At 63.5% G+C, this 16550-nt stretch carries 16 protein-coding genes; 6 read left to right on the plus strand and 10 right to left on the minus strand.

Annotated features, from left to right (window positions below):
* Positions 1-176: 176 nt before the first annotated feature.
* Complete coding sequence (locus OVA24_RS16020; RefSeq protein ID WP_267670967.1) at positions 177-875, minus strand: TetR/AcrR family transcriptional regulator; 699 nt, start codon at positions 873-875, stop codon at positions 177-179.
* Between the two features lie 109 nt (positions 876-984).
* Positions 985-1656, minus strand: a complete 672-nt coding sequence (locus tag OVA24_RS16025; protein WP_267670968.1) for an ABC transporter ATP-binding protein — start codon at positions 1654-1656, stop codon at positions 985-987.
* Positions 1657-1756: 100 nt separating this feature from the next.
* Here OVA24_RS16025 and OVA24_RS16030 point away from each other — a divergent pair, with 100 nt between their 5' ends.
* The 6 genes from OVA24_RS16030 (at position 1757) to OVA24_RS16055 (ending at position 8560) form a co-directional block, all read left to right on the plus strand.
* Positions 1757-3025 carry a polysaccharide deacetylase family protein gene (locus tag OVA24_RS16030; RefSeq protein WP_267670969.1) on the plus strand — a complete coding sequence of 423 codons (1269 nt, stop codon included), beginning with the start codon at positions 1757-1759 and terminating at the stop codon, positions 3023-3025.
* Between the two features lie 42 nt (positions 3026-3067).
* Entirely contained in the window at positions 3068-4459 is a 1392-nt protein-coding gene (gene ffh, locus OVA24_RS16035) for a signal recognition particle protein (RefSeq protein WP_267670970.1), read from the plus strand.
* A 189-nt stretch (positions 4460-4648) separates the two neighbouring features.
* Positions 4649-5251: a transposase gene (locus OVA24_RS16040; protein WP_267670971.1), complete on the plus strand. Its 603-nt coding sequence runs from the start codon at positions 4649-4651 to the stop codon at positions 5249-5251.
* 31 nt (positions 5252-5282) lie between these two features.
* Positions 5283-6191 carry a tRNA (adenosine(37)-N6)-dimethylallyltransferase MiaA gene (miaA, locus tag OVA24_RS16045; RefSeq protein ID WP_267670972.1) on the plus strand — a complete coding sequence of 303 codons (909 nt, stop codon included), beginning with the start codon at positions 5283-5285 and terminating at the stop codon, positions 6189-6191.
* 60 nt (positions 6192-6251) lie between these two features.
* Positions 6252-7802: a putative Na+/H+ antiporter gene (locus tag OVA24_RS16050; RefSeq protein WP_267670973.1), complete on the plus strand. Its 1551-nt coding sequence runs from the start codon at positions 6252-6254 to the stop codon at positions 7800-7802.
* 59 nt (positions 7803-7861) lie between these two features.
* On the plus strand, positions 7862-8560 hold the full coding sequence (locus tag OVA24_RS16055; RefSeq protein WP_267670974.1) for a 3-keto-disaccharide hydrolase: 699 nt from the start codon (positions 7862-7864) through the stop codon (positions 8558-8560).
* Positions 8561-8708: 148 nt separating this feature from the next.
* On the opposite strand, the gene OVA24_RS16060 is transcribed toward OVA24_RS16055, so the two are convergent.
* The 8 genes from OVA24_RS16060 to OVA24_RS16095 all read right to left on the minus strand — a co-directional run bounded on the left by OVA24_RS16060 (position 8709) and on the right by OVA24_RS16095 (position 16476).
* Positions 8709-8993: a hypothetical protein gene (locus OVA24_RS16060; protein WP_267670975.1), complete on the minus strand. Its 285-nt coding sequence runs from the start codon at positions 8991-8993 to the stop codon at positions 8709-8711.
* A 53-nt stretch (positions 8994-9046) separates the two neighbouring features.
* Positions 9047-9595: an RDD family protein gene (locus tag OVA24_RS16065; protein WP_267670976.1), complete on the minus strand. Its 549-nt coding sequence runs from the start codon at positions 9593-9595 to the stop codon at positions 9047-9049.
* 275 nt (positions 9596-9870) lie between these two features.
* Positions 9871-12693 carry a vWA domain-containing protein gene (locus OVA24_RS16070; RefSeq protein ID WP_267670977.1) on the minus strand — a complete coding sequence of 941 codons (2823 nt, stop codon included), beginning with the start codon at positions 12691-12693 and terminating at the stop codon, positions 9871-9873.
* Positions 12690-13646: a VWA domain-containing protein gene (locus OVA24_RS16075; RefSeq protein WP_267670979.1), complete on the minus strand. Its 957-nt coding sequence runs from the start codon at positions 13644-13646 to the stop codon at positions 12690-12692. The genes OVA24_RS16070 and OVA24_RS16075 overlap by 4 nt, the downstream gene beginning before the upstream one ends.
* Positions 13643-14296: a DUF4381 domain-containing protein gene (locus tag OVA24_RS16080; protein ID WP_267670981.1), complete on the minus strand. Its 654-nt coding sequence runs from the start codon at positions 14294-14296 to the stop codon at positions 13643-13645. Before OVA24_RS16080 ends, OVA24_RS16075 begins: the two co-directional genes overlap by 4 nt.
* Entirely contained in the window at positions 14293-15174 is an 882-nt protein-coding gene (locus OVA24_RS16085; RefSeq protein WP_267670982.1) for a DUF58 domain-containing protein, read from the minus strand. The genes OVA24_RS16080 and OVA24_RS16085 overlap by 4 nt, the downstream gene beginning before the upstream one ends.
* A gap of 10 nt (positions 15175-15184) precedes the next feature.
* Positions 15185-15445 carry a hypothetical protein gene (locus OVA24_RS16090; protein ID WP_267670983.1) on the minus strand — a complete coding sequence of 87 codons (261 nt, stop codon included), beginning with the start codon at positions 15443-15445 and terminating at the stop codon, positions 15185-15187.
* Between the two features lie 38 nt (positions 15446-15483).
* Positions 15484-16476: an AAA family ATPase gene (locus OVA24_RS16095; RefSeq protein ID WP_267670984.1), complete on the minus strand. Its 993-nt coding sequence runs from the start codon at positions 16474-16476 to the stop codon at positions 15484-15486.
* Positions 16477-16550: the final 74 nt, after the last annotated feature.

A 16550-nucleotide genomic window follows, 5' to 3' on the forward strand; every position in this document is an offset into this window, starting at 1 on the left:
GGATAAGGAGGAGAAGTTTTCAGGCAAAAAAAGCCTGACCACGAATCTCAAAGAGATCCGTTCTTTCCTTTGCGCCTTTGCGGTAAATCTCATCCCGGATCGCCTTTGCTCTGCGTTCCGGTTGCAGCCGGAGGACAGGAGTGTCCTCCCTCCTTACTGCGGAGTGTTCTGCCAACTCAGAAGTCGAACTGGGCCTGGGGCACTTTCTTCTTCGGCGCGGCTTCTTCGCCCTCAGCGGAAGGCAGGCCGTCCCGGAGGCCGGCCACGGCGAAGTCGAGGAAGCGCTCGATGTTGGACTCCACGGACGGCGCGCCGGCCAGGGAACCCGCCACCCGGTAGAGGAAGCCGCTGTGGGTCAGGAGGTGGATCAGTCCGCCGACAATGAAGTGGAGACGCCACAGGACCTCATCCGGGGAGAATTCCTTCAGGGCCTTGTGCAGGGCCTTGGTGAACCGCTCGACCACGTTGCGGGTCTGGTATTCCAGCTCACCGGGCAGGGAGACGGACTGCTCGGAGAAAATGCGGCCCAGCAACTGGCAGTAGAGTTTCTCGGACAGTTCGGACTTTCCGACCTGCTCCACGATGGGCTTCACAAACGCCGCGATGATTTCCCTGACATCGCCCCCGTTCCGCTCCGCACGCTCCAGACGCACCAGGCGCTCCTGGTTCACGGGCATGATGTAGCGGCTGATGACGGCGATGACCAATCCGTCCCGGCTGCCGAAGTGGTAGTTCACCGCTGCGACGTTGGCTCCGGCTTCCTTGGTGATGTCCCTCACGGAAACGGCTTCAAATCCTCTCTCCGCGAAGAGCTTCTCCGCAGCTTCCACCAATTTCAGCTTGGGACCACCGTTGGGAACGATTGTTTGATTCATACCACCCAAACCAAGGTCAGGACGCCGACTTGTCAAACAAAAGCATTTGAAACGAAGCTTTTAAGCACAATAACGGATTGATGATCAGATCAATCCAGAGTCAACAAATTCACTCGTTGTGGATGCTTCCGTCCCGGATGATGAGGGTGCGGTCCCCGACTTTTGCCAGTGACTGGTCGTGCGTGACCACCACCAGCGTGACGCCATGCTCCTCCGCCAGCTCCAGCAGGATGCCCATGATCTCCGCGCTGTTGCGGGAGTCGAGGTTGCCGGTCGGCTCATCGGCGAAGAGGACTTTGGGCTCATTGACGATGGCGCGCGCGATGGCGACCCGCTGCTGCTCCCCGCCGGACAGCTCCGCCGGCAGGTGATCCGCCCGCTCCCCGAGGCCCACGCGGCGGAGTGCATTCATGGCGGCCTCCGTGCGGTCCTCCCCGGCGATGGCGCCGGGCACGGCGACGTTCTCCAGGGCGGTCAGCTCCGGCAGCAGGTGGTAGTTCTGGAAGACGTAGCCGATGCGGGCGTTGCGGAACCTGGCCTGCTCCTTCCGGCCCAGGGCGTAGAGGTCCGTGCCGTCGATCTTCACGGTCCCCTGCTCCGGCCGTTCCAGTCCGGCTAGGGTGTAGAGCAGGGTGGTTTTTCCGGCGCCGCTGGGGCCGCAGAGGAAGACTTTCTCCCCCTGGCGGATGGAAAGGTCGATGCCGTGCAGCACCTCGATGGATTTCCTGCCGATCCGGTAGCTGCGGTGGAGGTTCTTCGTCTCGATGATCGCATCGCTCATGGCGGGATCATGGGCAGCGGAATGACCGGGGCGCAAGTGCCGCCGATGCCCGTGTTGCTACTTCCCAAACCGCGCGGCCTGCCGTAGCTTCTGCCCGCCGATGACGAAATCCGCCCTACTGTTCACCCTGCTGGCCACCACCTTCGCGTGGGCGCAGGAGAACACGCCCACGCCACCACCCGCCACACCCGTCCCCGCCGCGGAATCCACCACCACTCCGGAGAACCCGGCCGCTCCTGCCGAACCGGCGGAACCGGCCGAACCGGCGATCCCGGATGACGGGGTGCGCGTCTCCGTCCTGGGCTACCATGACTTTTCGGAAACCCTGCCGGAAACGGCCATGCGCATCCGCACCTCGAAGTTCCGCCAGCAGATGGAGGCGCTGCGCCAGATGGGCCTGCCGGTCATCTCCATGGCCGACTTCATCGCCTGGAAGCGCGGTGAGAAGCAGATCCCGCCGAAGTGTGTGGTCATCACCCTGGATGACGGCTGGAAGTCGGTCTATACGGACGCCTTCCCCATCCTGAAGGAATACAAGTATCCGTTCACCCTCTACCTCTACAAATCCTACGTGGATGGCGGCGGAAAGGCGCTCACCACCGCGATGATCGAGGAAATGCTCGCCGCCGGCGCGGACCTCGGCAGCCACTCGGTCAGCCATCCGTATCCCGGGACCGTGAAGGCGATGCGGAAGAAAGGCCCGGACGCCTATGACGCGTTCCTGCGGAAGGAACTGGGCGAGTCGAAGCGGTTCCTGGAATCGAAATTCCCGAAGCACAAGGCGGACACCTACGCCTACCCGGGCGGGTTCTACACGGAGGAGATGCTGCCGCTGGCGGATGAGTTCGGCTACACCCACCTGTTCACCGTGCTGCCCGGGAAAGTGAAGCGCGGCATGGATGCGAAGACGCTGCCGCGCTACATCATCCTCGGGAACTACGACAAGATCTTCGAGTTCGCCACGACCTTCCGCGAGGCGGGTGCGGCGGGCACCGTGGCGGGCGGACCGGGCGGCGATCCCGCCGTGGGACCGGGCCTGGCTCCGGTCCAGACCACCCCCTATCCGGTGACCCCGGAGGCCGGCTCCGTCATCAACACGCGGCTGCCGGAGATCTCCGCAGACCTTTCCACACTGGAGGATTTCGATCCGGCGTCACTGGTCATGAAGGTGGGTGGCTTCGGTGAGGTCCCCGCATCCTTCGACCCCGCGGCGAAGAAGCTGGCCTGGAAGATCAACCGCCGCCTGCGCCAGCCATCTTGCGAAGTTTCCATCACATGGAAGGATAAGGCGGGCAAGCCGCACAGTCCTCCGCTCCGCTGGTCCTTCCGGATCGACCGCAACTCCGCCTACCAACCCGACGGGGAATAAGCCCCGCGACTCCGGTTTTCCAACCTTTCATCACAACCGACCATGTTCCAGTCCCTCGCCGACAATCTCGACAAGACCTTCCGCAACCTCCGTGGCGTCGGCCGCATCTCGGAGAAAAACATCACGGACGCCCTGCGCGAGGTCCGCATCGCTCTGCTGGAGGCGGACGTCGAGTTCGGCGTGGCGAAGGATTTCATCGCAAAGGTGAAGGAGAAATCCATCGGCGAGGACGTCCTGAAGTCGATCAAACCCGGTGAGCAGATCATCAAGTTCTTCAACGACGAGCTGACCGAACTGCTGGGCGGCGACCAGGCCCCGCTGGACCTCAACCCGCCCGCGCGCATCCTCATCTGCGGCCTCAACGGCGCGGGCAAGACGACCACCTCCGCGAAGCTGGCGCTGCGTCTGAAAAAGGAAGGCCGCCGCCCGCTGCTCATCGCGTGCGACCTCTACCGTCCCGCCGCCATCGACCAGCTCGCCACGCTGGCAAAGCAGATCGACGTGCCCATCTACACCCCGGAAGCGACCGAGACGGACGTGGTGAAGGTGGCGAAGGACGCCCTGGCCTGGGCGGAGAAGCAGAACGGAACGGTCCTCATCTTCGACACCGCGGGCCGCCAGGAGATCGATCAGCGGCTGGTGGAGGAACTGAAGCGCCTGCACGCCTTCCTCAACCCGAAGGAAACGCTCCTCGTCGCGGACGCGGCCACCGGCCAGCAGGCCGTCTCCGTGGCCACCCATTTCGACGAAGCCGTCGGCATCACCGGCATCATCCTCACCAAGCTGGACGGCGACTCCCGTGGTGGCGCCGCGCTCTCCATGCGCGCCGTCACCGGCAAGCCAATCAAGTTCGCCGGTGAGGGCGAGAAGCTGGACCAGCTTTTCGAGTTCCACCCGACCCGGATGGCGGACCGCATCCTGGGCAAGGGCGACATCGTCGGCATGGTGGAGCAGGTCGCGGACAAGGTGAACGAGGCCGACGCCATGCGCTCCATGCAGCGGATGCAGGAAGGGAAGTTCGACTTCACCGACTTCCTCGACCAGATGAAGATGATCCGCAACCTGGGTCCTCTGGAGGGCCTGCTGGGCCTCATGCCCGGCTTCAACAAGATCAAGAAGCAGCTCCCCGCGGACGCCTTCAACAACAAAAAGATGAACCGCACGGAGGCCATCGTGCTTTCCATGACCCCGGAGGAACGCCGCAAGCCGGAGATCATCAAAGGCTCCCGCCGCCAGCGGATCGCCGCCGGTTCCGGCACCTCCCTCGCCGAGGTGAACCAGCTCATCAAGCAGTTCGGCGAGATGCGCAAGATGATGAAGTCCCCGTCGAAGATGAAGGGCCTCATGCGCCAGATGGGCGGCTCCGGCGGCCTGGGAGACATGATGAAGAACATGGGCGGCGGCAAGTTCCCGGGCGGGAAGTTTCCGTTTTAAGGAGGGAGGACATTGCGGCTTCGCCGCTATGTCCGCTTCGCTCCCATTCCTGTCCTCCGGCGGCATTGGCGAACAACGAAAATCTAACACTACGGCGCAGCGCGGCACTAAATATGGAGCTCTTTTTGGATCACCATAGATAGCTTCCCATTGCAGCCGGAGGACAGGAGTGTCCTCCCTCCTTACTCCATGTCCGAATATCTGCATCCAGACAAAGACATCCGGAAGCACGGGGTGAAGCTCCCGCATTGGCAGCAGGAGGAGGCGATGCAGTTCGTGACGTTCCGCCTGGCGGACTCGATCCCGCAGACCAAGGCGCGGAAATGGAAGGAGGAGCGGGCCACCTGGCTTTCCCTTCACCCGAAGCCCTGGACTCCCGCGAAGGAAAAGGAATACCACCAGCGCTTCACGAAGGATTTCGAGAACTGGCTGGATGAGGGGGCGGGAGCCTGCCTTTTCAACCATCCGGCGAATCGTCTCCATCTGGAGGAAACGCTGATGCACGATGAGGGGAAGTCCGCGCACCACCACTCATGGGTCATCATGCCGAACCACGTTCACCTGCTCTTCACCCCGGTGGCCCCCATCGATCAGTTGATGAAGAGTTGGAAAGGCATTTCCTCGCGGAAGATCGGGATCGGCTCCATCTGGCAGAGCGGCTACCGGGACACGATGATCCGCGACGTGGATCACTTTTTGAATGCGGTGCGGTATATCAGGAGGAATCCTTTGAAGCTGCGGGAAGGAACCTTTACCCTTTGGCAGAGTGAGCGAGCGCTCCGCGTCCAGTAAGGAGGTAGGACACTCCTGTCCTACACACATCATGAAGGTCTTCCTTGATTCGCCAATGCCGCCGGAGGACAAGAGTGTCCTCCCTCCTTACTTCGTCTGCGGACCAACCGCTTCCGGTAAAACCGCCTACGCCATCGACTACGCCCTCCGTAACAACGGGGAGATCGTCAACGGGGATGCCTTCCAGCTCTACCGGGGGCTGGAGATCCTCAGCGCCGCGCCGTCCGCGGAGGAACAGGCACAGGTCCCCCACCACCTCTACGGTGTGCTTTCCCCCACCCAGCGGAACGACGCGCAGGCCTATGTGGATCTCGCCCTGCCGGTCATCCGGGAGATCCAGTCACGGGGGAAAACGCCCGTCATCACCGGTGGGTCCGGACTCTACCTGAAGTTCCTCACCCATGGCGCATCCCCTCTCCCGACGGGTGACGCGGCGCTCCGCGCGGAGCTGGATGCACGGCCGCTGGACGACCTGGTGGCGCAGCTCCAGGAACTGGACCCGCTGGAGGCCAGCCGCACCGCGCTGAAGAACCGCCGCTATGTTTCCCGCGCGCTGGAGATCTGCCTGTTGACCGGGGAAAAGACGTCCACCCTGCGCGACAACTGGCAGTCCGCCACCGCGGACCGGGAGGCACAGCTCCGCGGCTGCTTCATCCAGCGGACGCGCCCGGATCTGCAGGCCCGCATCGCCCTGCGCAGCCGCCTGATGCTGGATGGCGGCGCCATTGATGAGGTCGCCGCGCTGCCGGACGATTCACCGACTTGCGGCAAGGCCATCGGCGTGAAGGAAATCCGCGCCCTGCTTGCCGGGGAGATCGACCGGGCCACCTGCGGGGAGCTGCTGGCCATTTCCACACGCCAGTACGCGAAGCGGCAGGAGACGTGGTTCAAGCGGGAGAAGTGGCTGGAAATCGTCCGGCCGCAGACCGGTTTTCTTTGATCCCCCCTGGAAAACGGGCCAGTCTGGCAACGCCCGGGACGATCCGGACCGACCACCGCCATGACACGCTTTATCCTACTCATCTCGCTGTTATTTTCCTGCTCCCTCTCCGCCGCTGATCCGGCGCCAGCCTATCCGAACCTGAGCGGGGGGATCGACCAGTATGCCGTCTTCCCCCGTCCGCTGGAGATGTATCCCACCCCGGGCGAGAGCCTGGTGGACACCATCATGACGCGCGCGTCGATGGATCCGTTCAACGTGGCGGCGACGGTGATCTTCCTGCTGGCCATCGCGCACACGTTCCTGGCCGGCCCCATCACCCGGCTGGCCCACCACTACGAGCACCTGCATGAGGAGAAGCTGGAGCGGGAAGGCTACCAGCCGCCAGACGACCCGGATGCCTCACACCCGGTGTGTTTCCGGGCGACCATCCTGCATTTCTTCGGCGAGGTGGAGGCCATCTTCGGCATCTGGGTGCTGGCGCTGGCCGGTGCGGCCACCTGGTTCCACAGTTGGACGGACTTCAAGCTCTACATGAGCAAGGACCGCGTGTTCACGGAGCCGCTGTTCGTGGTGGTGGTCATGGCCATCGCGGCCAGCAGGCCGGTGCTGCGCTTTTCGGAAAAGGTCATGTCCGGGGCGGCCTCGCTGGGCAAGGGATCTCCCGGCGCCTGGTGGCTGAGCGTGATGATCATCGCGCCGTTGCTCGGTTCCTTCATCACGGAGCCCGCCGCCATGACCATCGGCGCGCTGCTGCTGGCGAAGAAGTTCTACCGCCACAACCCTCCGGCGAAGCTGGCGTATGCCACGCTGGGCCTGCTGTTCGTGAACATCTCCGTGGGTGGCACGCTCACCCACTTCGCCGCGCCGCCCGTGCTCATGGTGGCGGGCAAGTGGCAGTGGGACACGCCCTTCATGCTCCTGCACTTCGGCTGGAAGTCCGCGCTCGGCATCCTGATCTCCACGACGGCGTATTTCCTGTGGTTCAAGAAGGAGTTCTTCCGCATCGCGGACAAGGCGGACGGCAGGGAGGACGGCCGGCTCAACAGCGCGGCGTGGGCGGAGCGTGAGGACCCGGTGCCGGCATGGATCGTGGGCATCCACCTCGCGTTCCTGGCATGGACCGTGTACAGCGCGCACTACCCGGTGCTGTTCATCGGCGGCTTCCTGTTCTTCCTGGCGTTCACCATCGCCACCCGCCACCACCAGAATGACATCCAGATGAAAGGTCCGCTGCTGGTCGGATTCTTCCTCGCCGGACTGGTCATCCACGGAGGCTGCCAAGGCTGGTGGATCTCCCCGGTCATCACCTCCCTGCCGGACCCGCTGCTCATGCTGGGTGCCACCATCCTCACCGCGTTCAATGACAACGCGGCCATCACCTACCTGGCCGCACAGGTGGACGGCATCAGCGAGGGCGCGAAATACGCCGTCGTCGCCGGTGCGGTGGCGGGCGGCGGATTGACCGTCATCGCCAATGCGCCGAACCCGGCGGGCCAGAGCATCCTCGGCAGGTTCTTCGAGGGGGGCGTCTCCCCGCTGAAGCTTTTCCTGGCAGCGGTCATACCGACCATCGTCGTCTATGTCTGCCTGGCGCTGCTGCCATCGTGATGGATTTGCGGAACGAATCGATGACTTAAGAGACAAGCCTTCCACGTATCCTAGGGACCATGACAAAACCCATTGCCTGCATCGTCCTCGCCATTTCCTCCCTTGGCATCGCCGCCGAAACCGCCCCTGATCCGAAAGCGGATGGCTGGGTGGCGCTGGGCAAGGCGGACTTCGTCCCGGTGAACACCGCCCCGGACACGTGGCAGTGGAAGGATGACGGCAGCCTCCACTGCACCGGCCAGCCCGTGGGCGTGATGCGCACGGTGAAGCAGTACAAGAACTTCGAAATGGCGGTGTCCTGGTGCCACCTGAAGGCAGCGGGGAACTCCGGCGTCTTCGTCTGGGCGCCGCAGGACGCGCTGGACAAGCTGACGAAGCCCGGACTGCCGGACGCGGGCATCGAGGTCCAGGTGCTGGATCCCGGTTTCACCGCCGCCTATGAGAAATCCTCCGGCAAGAAAGGCGACTGGTTCACCGCCCACGGGGATGTCTTCCCCGTCGGCCGCTCGAAGATGGTCCCCTTCCCGCCCACCTCGCCGAATGGCAGCCGCAGCTTCCCCACCGCACAGACGACCAAGGAGACCGGCGAGTGGAACCACTACCTGATCCGCGCCGTGGACGGCACCATCCGCCTGTGGGTGAACGGCGTCCAGGTCTCCGGCGGCGAGAAATGCGAGCCCCCGCAGGGCTTCCTCTGCCTGGAGTCCGAGGGATCGCCCATCGACTTCAAGGACATCAAGATCCGGGAGCTGAAGTGAAGAGTAAGGAGGGAGGACACTCCTGTCCTCCGGCTGCAACAGGAACCCATAGCAAAGGTATCGTCAGGAGATCCGTGGCTTTCTCTTCTTAGCGGTGAATTTTCGATGATTCGCCAATGCCGTTGGAGGACAGGAGTGTCCTCCCTCCTTACTCCATCCGGATAATGCCGTCCTCCACGTCCGGCATGGTCACCCACATGATGAACAGCGGAAGCTGGAAGGGTGAGGTGACGACGTCGAACGGAACGGTCACCGGCAGCAGGGCGTAATAGACCGGCTGTGGCTCCCGCGGCGGCATCTGGTCCTTCGGCTTGTCCGGCCAGGTGTATTGCCCGCGGGCCTTGTTCCAGGTCGCGATGCTGGCCATGCAGCCGCCCAGGGCGAATGCCGGAACGATGCAAAGGAGCAGGAGGATCGGTCGCGGGATGGTCATTGGAACAAAAAAAGCCGGAGAGGACCATGTCCTCCCCGGCCTGGAAAATCAAATCATGCTTCCGGAACGGCGGGCTCCGCTTCGACGATGACCTTGGTCTTCGCGAAGTCGTCACCCAGGCGGCGGCCTTTCTCCGGCTTCTCCTCACGGAGAAGAAGGACGACCAGCTCGACCGGGGCGATGAGGAGGAAGGCGTTCCGGAGGATGCCCTTTTCCCAATTCCCGGTCAGGGGTGCGCCATCCGCGGTGACGGCGCGGATTTTCATGACTTTCTTGCCGATGCTCTGGCCACCGAGGAATGGCAGGGAGTCCTTCGTGAGCATGTAGCCGAGGGCCGCCAGATTGCAAAGCATCCCGAGGATGCTGCTGATCATGGACAGGACGACGGTGAGGCAAAGCACCACCCCCCAGTCGATGACGGCGGCGATGACGCGGGTGTTGAACGGGGCGATGTCGCCCGCCTTGACCTCATCCTCGTCAGGAACGACTTCCTTGACCTTCTTTTTCGCCTCTTCCGGGATCTCCATGGTCGGCGGAGGACCGTAGGACGCCGGGCTGGATGGCGGCGCGGACGGCGGCGGGGTGAAGGAAGGAGCCGGCATGCTGGGCGGCGGAGCAAGGTCCGGAGCTTTCAGATCTGGCGGGCGGAGATTTGGCTTTTGAGGTTCGGATTCCTGATCCATGGCGGAGAACAAACCTAATAGCAGCAAAGGAGGAAACGTCGAGAGGAACGTCTCCCCATCCATCAAATAGTGGCGGTCTGGCACGAGTAGCGGAAGTCGTGAGACTTCCGGCTGGGGGGAAGTCCTTCAGGAATCCCAGCCGGTCCGTTGGTGGCAGGTCCACCCAGCCGAATCTCTCACGGGATTCGCTACCCTCACCAGTCGCGGATCTTCCGCTTGTCGCGGAGGTCCTTGTACTGGCCTTCCAGGTCGCTGCTGCCGCGGACGTCGCTGAAGCTGGCCATGGCCTTCACCGCCTGGATGGGGGTGCCGGGTTGCTGGCTGTCCTGCGGTTCACCGGGCTGTTCGGCGGCTTGTTGCTCCCCCGCTTCCTCGCCCGGCGCCTTCGGCTGGTTGCCCGCCTGTGCCTGGGCCTTGTCGAGCTGGCTCCGCAACTCCGTGAGCTGCTCCGTCGCCTGGTCATGGAGTTCCTGCGCCTCGTTCTCCCCGGGAGCGAGGGCGTCCGCCTGGGCGAAATTCTGCGCCGCCTTTTCCAAGTGGCCAATGTCCTCACGCAGGCGGCTGACCGGATCGACCGGCGGAGGTGTCTGGCCCTTCTTCGCCGGTTTCGGCTCCTGGCCGACCTTGGCCATCTCCTTTTTGCCGATCTCCGCCATGTTCCGGGCGAGCTTTTCCTGGGCCTCGGCGGCGCCTTTCTCCGCCTCCGCGTTGTCCGGGTTGATGGCCAATGCCTTCTGGAAATTCTGCATCGCGCCGTTGAAATTCTCCGCCGCACCCTCGGCCTGCTTCCGTTCCTCCGCCAGATCCCCCACATCCATCGCCATCTCGGCCAGGGCCATGTGGGTCTCCTCCAGGTTCTTCATCACCTCCGCCTGGAGGTTCTGCGCCCGCTGGTTCTGGTCGTCGAAGGCCAGCGCCTTGTTCGTCTGCTCCAGCGCTTTCTGCAGGCCTTCCTGTTTCTTCTTCAGGTCGCCCATCTTCGGAGCCTCCGGCTTCGGCTGCATCGCCTGGTCCGCGATCTCCTGCGCGGTGTCCGTCATCTTGTCCGCGACCTCTTTCTTGAAAGCATCATGCTCTTGGGCGAGGGGCATGTCGTCCGGCTGCAGCGCGCGTGCCTTCTCGTAGGACTGGGACGCCTGGACGTTGAGCTTGTCCTGCTCCGACTTCTGGTTCTTGCCCTCCGGCACCTTCGCGGACCGCTCGCGCAGCATGCGCGCCTGCTCGGTCAGCTTTTCGGCGAGGTTCTCCGTCACCTGCTCCAGCTTCTTCTCCGCGTCCTTGTTCTCCGGGTTCAGGGTGGTGACCTTCTCGTAGGCTTCGTGGGCTTTCGTCAGGTGGCTGACCTGGACGTTGAGGTTGGCGGGCTTGTTCTTCTCCGCCTTCTCCGGCTCCGGGATCTGTTCCTGCTGGGCCTGCGCCTTTTCCGCCTCGATCACCGACTTGTCACCGATGTCGAGCAGCAGCTTCTCCAGTTGCTCCTTCGCCACGCCGAGATTCTTCTCCGTGTTCTTCGTCGGTTTCTCCTCGTTCGCGCTCTGGTAGTATTCCACCGCCCGTTCCCAGGCGACGACGGCACCGTTGCGGTTCCATGATTTGCTGACCGTCTGGCCGATGCGGTAGTGCGTGTTGCCGAGCTGGGTGAGCGCCTGCCCCCGCAGCTTCCGGTCCTTGGAAAGGCAGACTTCGGAGAAAGCGTCCGCCGCCTCCTGGTATTGCTTCGCGGCGTACGCGGCGATGCCGTAGTTGTAGATGAGATAGTGATCCTGCGGGCGTTTCTGCACGGCCTCACGCAGCATGGAGGCGGCCTCCACCGCCTTTCCGTCCTTCAGCATGCCTTCCGTCCTGGCGATGAGCGGGTCCACCTCCGCCCCCCATGACGAACCGGTGAGGGCGAACAGCAGGGCGATGGCCAGCGGCGCGTATTTGGTCGTTTCCATGGCTTTGGCGGCGGGTGCCGGGCTTGGTTCCGGGAGCGTGACGGCGGATTTCGGGCGGGGCGGGTTCTTGAGGCGGGTGGAGATACCGGCTTCTGCGGCCAGCAGGAGGATGGCCAGCAACAGGGGAATCTGGAACAGATCCACGAAGTCCTCCAGTTTGAAAACGGCGGACTTCTTCGCCAGTGTGGAGAGCGACTGGTTGTAGAGCAGATCCCAGGTCTTCCCCTCCGGCTGGTAGTCGAAGTAGCGGCCTCCGCCCGCGGCGGCGATGGCGCGCAGGTTCCGCTCGTCCAGCTTGCTGGTCACGGGCAGGCCGTATTCGTCCTTCACGATCTCGGTGACCGGTCCCTGGAAATCCGGCGGCAGTTCCTTGTTCGGCACCTGCCCGCCCTCCGGCGTGCCGACGCCGACGGTGAAGAACTTGATGCGCTCGTTCACATGCGCCGACTGGATATCGGTGACGGCGTGCCCCTCCGTGTTCTCCCCGTCGCTGACGATGACGACGGCCTTGTTCTTCACCCCGCTGGCGTCCAGCGCCTTGCCCGCTACTTTGATGGCCTCGGAAATGTTCGTGCCGCCCAGTGAGATGGACTTCGGCCGGGACTGCTCCAGCACCTCCCGCAGGGCGGTGTAGTCATTGGTGAGCGGTGCCTGGATGAAGGCATCCCCTGCCATCAGGATGAGGCCGATGCGGTCGCCGGAGCGGGTCTTGAACCACTCCGCCAGCGACGCCCTCACGGAGTCCAGCCGCGACGGCTTCACGTCCCGCACCAGCATGCTCTTCGAGACGTCCAGGATGATGAAAAACTCCGCGCCTTCCTGTTCCTTGCTGCTGTCACGCGGCCCCCACATGGGCCGGGCCAGCGCCACCAGCAGCAGTGAGAGCGCCACCGTCACCAGGATGAATTTCCGCTTCTTCGCGCGGAAGTCCACCGATCTCAGCATGGCGGGCAGGCGCGTGGCCGGGCTGAAGGCGGAGAGCTTTTTCCGCGCGCGGGCCTTTGACACACGGTAAAGCAACACCGCGCCGATGATGACCAGCGGCAGCAGGAACAGCAGGTATTTGTGCGCGAAGATCATGGAACCCGGAGCCAGAAGGTGTGGTTGGCGATCCACTCGAACAGCAGCAGCACGGCGGCCAGTCCGGCGAACCAGAGGAAAAGCTCGTGGTAGAGCATGTGGCGGTTCACCTCGATCTCGCGTTTCTCCATGCGGTCGATCTGGCGGTAGATCTGCATGAGCGAGCCGGTGTCCGACGCCTGGAAATACTGGCCGCCGGTCTTCTGCGCCACCTGGGCCAGCGGGCTTTTCTCGACACCCGCGCCGCGGATGCTGCGGATGTTCATGATCTCCAGCGCGTAGATGCGCACGCCCTTGGTCTTCGCATAGTCGGCGGCGACCAGCGGGTTGTTGCCCTTGTTGTTCTGGCCGTCGGTGACGAGGATCATGACCTTCGACCGCGCCGGATTTTCCTCCAGCTTGTCCACCCCGGCGATGATGCCGTCACCGATGGCGGTGCCGTCCATGCGCAGGACCACCATCTTGAGCACGTCCTTGATCCAGTTGCCGTCCGTGGTCAACGGGCTGAGCAGGTAGGTGTATTGGCCGAAGCCGACCATGCCGATGCGGTCGCTGGTGCGGTTGTCCACGAACTCCGAGATGGCGCGGGTGAGCGCCTCCCGGCGGGAGATCTTCTCCGTGCCGATGGTGAAGTCCTTTTCATCCATGGAGCCGGAGATGTCGCACGACAGCATGATGTCGATGCCCTTGTTCGGGTTCTTGTGCTCGCCCTCCGGCACGCGCGGGCGGGCCATGGCGAGGACCAGCAATGTCAGAGCGGCCAGACGGACGGCCCACAGGATGCGGCCCGGAGTGACTTTCCGCGGATTCCCCAGACCCGCCAGCACGCTGGTGGTGGAGTGGAGGATGGCCGCGGTCTGGCCCGGCCGCCCCTTCCGCCAGAACCACCAGAACAGCGGGATGAGGAGCAGGAGCCACCATGGCTGGCCGAAGCTGAACTGAGGGAGGGTCATGGGGTGTCCTCTTTCTTCTCAGGCGTCGCCTGCGGGAATAAGGAGGGAGGACACTCTTGTCCTCCGGCGACATTGGCGATGGACGGGGAAACGTGACTTTGTCCGGAGGTACCTTTGCTCTGGGTTCCCGTTGCAGACGGAGGACAAGAGTGTCCTCCCTCCTTACTGATAAACCTCTCCGCCGTCGCATAGAGCGCCTCCATCCTTGGCTGCTCCGTATTCGCCAACGCGAACTTCACCTTGTCACACTGGAAAAGGAAATCCCCCAGCGCATTCTGCCAGTCCACGGACAGGCGGTCGCTGCGTTCCGCCTCAAAGAGGAACTCCTCGGTGGAAAGGTGCGGCGCGCGGAGGGCGAAGCGATCCTCGATATACACGCGCAGCACCCGGGAGACCTCGACCACGAATTCCTTGTAGCGCCCCTCGTCCAGCAGTTTGCGGCTGGCTTCCAGGCCCTCGCGGGCGGCCACCTCCGGCGGCACGGCGGGTTCCTGGAACGGCAGCCGCCGCTTCCGGTAAAGCCGCCACACGATCAGGCCGATGACGAGCAGCACCGCCAGCGCGATGACCGCGGGCCACAGCCACGCCAACGGTTCCGGCGGGGCGACCAGCGTGAAATCATCCGTGATGTCAGGGGGCGTTTCCTTCATGGATTCTTCTTCATGATGCGGCGCTCGAAAAACTTCTTCAGCTCGATGAGGTAGGGCTTGTCCGTCTCCGCCTCGATGGAGTCCAGACCGGCGCGCTGCAGCATCTTGCGCTGCCGCTCCAGCTTCTCCGCGGCGGCCTGCTCATACCGTGCCACCACCTTCGGGTCGCTGGTGTTGATCTCCACCATCTGCCCGGTCTCCGCATCCTCCATGGTCACCCACCCGGCCTTCGGCAGGGTGGATTCGCTGGGATCGGAGATGCGGATGGCGATGACGTCGTGCTTCCGGTTGGTGACCTTCAGCGCCTTCTCGTAACCCTCGTCGATGAAGTCGGAGATGAGGAAGACGATGGCCCGGCGCGGGAAGACGTGGTTGATGAAATGCAGTGCCTTCTCACAGGAGGTGCCGGTGTTCTCCGGCTCGAAAAAGAGGATCTCCCGGATGAGCCGGAACACGTGCGAGCGCCCCTTCCTGGCGGGGATGAATTTCTCCACTTTGTCCGTGAAGAGGACCAGCCCCACGCGGTCGCTGTTGCGGGTGGCGCTGAAGGCCAGCACGGAGGCGATCTCCGCCGCCAGGTCCCGCTTCGACTGCTCCCCGGTGCCGATGATGCCGGACGCGCTGACATCCACGACGATGGCCATGGAAAGCTCCCGCTCCTCCCGGTATTTCTTGATGTGGGTGACGCCGGTGCGGGAGGACACGTTCCAGTCGATGGTCCGCACGTCATCCCCGAGCTGGTATTCCCGCACGTCCTCGAAGTCCATCCCCCGCCCCTTGAAGACGGAGTGGTACGCGCCCGCCAGCAACTCCTGGGCGAGACGGTTCGTCCGCACCTCGATCTGGCGGATCTTCCGGAGGTAGGATCGGGGGATCATCGCGCGTTCCTCATTTCGATTCTGTCTGTTCCCCGAGAGCTTCGATCAAAGGGCTGAAAAGCTCTTCCACGGTCTGAGGCTGGAAATCTCCAGTCTCCTGTCCGGTGAGCTTCGCCATGGCTCTCGCGACCTTCGGAGTCTGCGTGTCCACGTAGATCTTCTCCCTTTTCGCCATCTCTTCTTCCACGATCTTCCTCACCTGTTCCGGGCTGCTCCCTTTCCGTTCAAGCAAGTGTGTGCCGAGCGCGAGCAAACCCAGGATGAGAGCCATCTGAGCCAATAGCCGGGTGTTGCGGTTTCCAGCCATGATCAGGGAACCGCTACCTTGTCCAGGACCCAGCTCACCAGTTGCTCGCTGGTGACTTCCTCCGCCTCCGCCTCATAGGTGCGGATCAGGCGGTGGCGCAGGACGTCCGGGGCGATGCTGCGGACGTCGAACGGCGTGACATGCGCGCGGCCTTGCAGGAAGGCGTGCGCCTTCGCCGCGAGGATGAGGTTGATGGTGGCACGCGGGGAGGCGCCGTAGCGGATGAGTCCGTCGAGCTTCGGGTCGATGGACTTCGGGTCACGGGTGGCGAGCACCAGCCGGACGATGTAGTCCTTGATCTGCGGATCGACATAAACCCGGTCGCTCAGCGAGCGCATGCGGACGATGGTGTCCAGGTCGGTGACGGGGCTGACGGTCGGCTTCGCGCCGGAGGTGCCCATCTTTTCCAGAATGCCCAGCTCCTCCTCATGGGTGCCGTAGTCGACGACGACCTTCAGCATGAAGCGGTCCACCTGCGCCTCCGGCAGCGGGTAGGTGCCGTCCTGGTCGAGCGGGTTCTGGGTGGCGAGGACGAGGAAAGGATCCGGCAGCGGGAAGGTGGTCTCCCCCAGGGTGACCTGGTGTTCCTGCATGGCCTCCAGCAGCGCGGACTGGACCTTCGCCGGGGCGCGGTTGATTTCGTCCGCCAGGATGAGGTTGCCGAAGATGGGCCCCTTCTTGGTGGAGTATTCCTGCGTCTGGGAGTTGTAGAACAGAGTGCCGACAATGTCCGACGGCAGCAGGTCCGGTGTGAACTGGATGCGCTTGAACACTCCCTGGATGCTCTGCGCGAGCGCCTTGATGGTGGTGGTCTTCGCCAGGCCGGGCACGCCTTCCAGCAGCACGTGGCCATCCGACAGCAGGCCGATGAGCAGCCGCTCGATGACATACTGCTGGCCGACAACGACCTTCGACATTTCCGCCATGATCGCGGGGATCCAGCCGCTGGCGTCGGTGATTTCCTGCTGGAGTCGTTCCAATTCGTCCTGATTCATAAAATGAAGAGCCTATAACGGTGGGTATTTCCGGGATATTTCGGAAAAGAATCGGGGAGGTAAGGAGGGAGGAC

This window comes from Luteolibacter sp. SL250, from assembly GCF_026625605.1.
In the GTDB taxonomy this organism is placed as follows: Bacteria; Verrucomicrobiota; Verrucomicrobiia; order Verrucomicrobiales; family Akkermansiaceae; genus Luteolibacter.

Bases quoted from the DNA above. Each gene is read 5' to 3' on its own strand.
- OVA24_RS16020 (WP_267670967.1), bottom strand. From the start codon at position 875: ATGAATCAAACAATCGTTCCCAACGGTGGTCCCAAGCTGAAATTGGTG.
- OVA24_RS16025 (WP_267670968.1), bottom strand. From the start codon at position 1,656: ATGAGCGATGCGATCATCGAGACGAAGAACCTCCACCGCAGCTACCGG.
- OVA24_RS16030 (WP_267670969.1), top strand. From the start codon at position 1,757: ATGACGAAATCCGCCCTACTGTTCACCCTGCTGGCCACCACCTTCGCG.
- ffh (WP_267670970.1), top strand. From the start codon at position 3,068: ATGTTCCAGTCCCTCGCCGACAATCTCGACAAGACCTTCCGCAACCTC.
- OVA24_RS16040 (WP_267670971.1), top strand. From the start codon at position 4,649: ATGTCCGAATATCTGCATCCAGACAAAGACATCCGGAAGCACGGGGTG.
- miaA (WP_267670972.1), top strand. From the start codon at position 5,283: ATGAAGGTCTTCCTTGATTCGCCAATGCCGCCGGAGGACAAGAGTGTC.
- OVA24_RS16050 (WP_267670973.1), top strand. From the start codon at position 6,252: ATGACACGCTTTATCCTACTCATCTCGCTGTTATTTTCCTGCTCCCTC.
- OVA24_RS16055 (WP_267670974.1), top strand. From the start codon at position 7,862: ATGACAAAACCCATTGCCTGCATCGTCCTCGCCATTTCCTCCCTTGGC.
- OVA24_RS16060 (WP_267670975.1), bottom strand. From the start codon at position 8,993: ATGACCATCCCGCGACCGATCCTCCTGCTCCTTTGCATCGTTCCGGCA.
- OVA24_RS16065 (WP_267670976.1), bottom strand. From the start codon at position 9,595: ATGCCGGCTCCTTCCTTCACCCCGCCGCCGTCCGCGCCGCCATCCAGC.
- OVA24_RS16070 (WP_267670977.1), bottom strand. From the start codon at position 12,693: ATGATCTTCGCGCACAAATACCTGCTGTTCCTGCTGCCGCTGGTCATC.
- OVA24_RS16075 (WP_267670979.1), bottom strand. From the start codon at position 13,646: ATGACCCTCCCTCAGTTCAGCTTCGGCCAGCCATGGTGGCTCCTGCTC.
- OVA24_RS16080 (WP_267670981.1), bottom strand. From the start codon at position 14,296: ATGAAGGAAACGCCCCCTGACATCACGGATGATTTCACGCTGGTCGCC.
- OVA24_RS16085 (WP_267670982.1), bottom strand. From the start codon at position 15,174: ATGATCCCCCGATCCTACCTCCGGAAGATCCGCCAGATCGAGGTGCGG.
- OVA24_RS16090 (WP_267670983.1), bottom strand. From the start codon at position 15,445: ATGGCTCTCATCCTGGGTTTGCTCGCGCTCGGCACACACTTGCTTGAA.
- OVA24_RS16095 (WP_267670984.1), bottom strand. From the start codon at position 16,476: ATGAATCAGGACGAATTGGAACGACTCCAGCAGGAAATCACCGACGCC.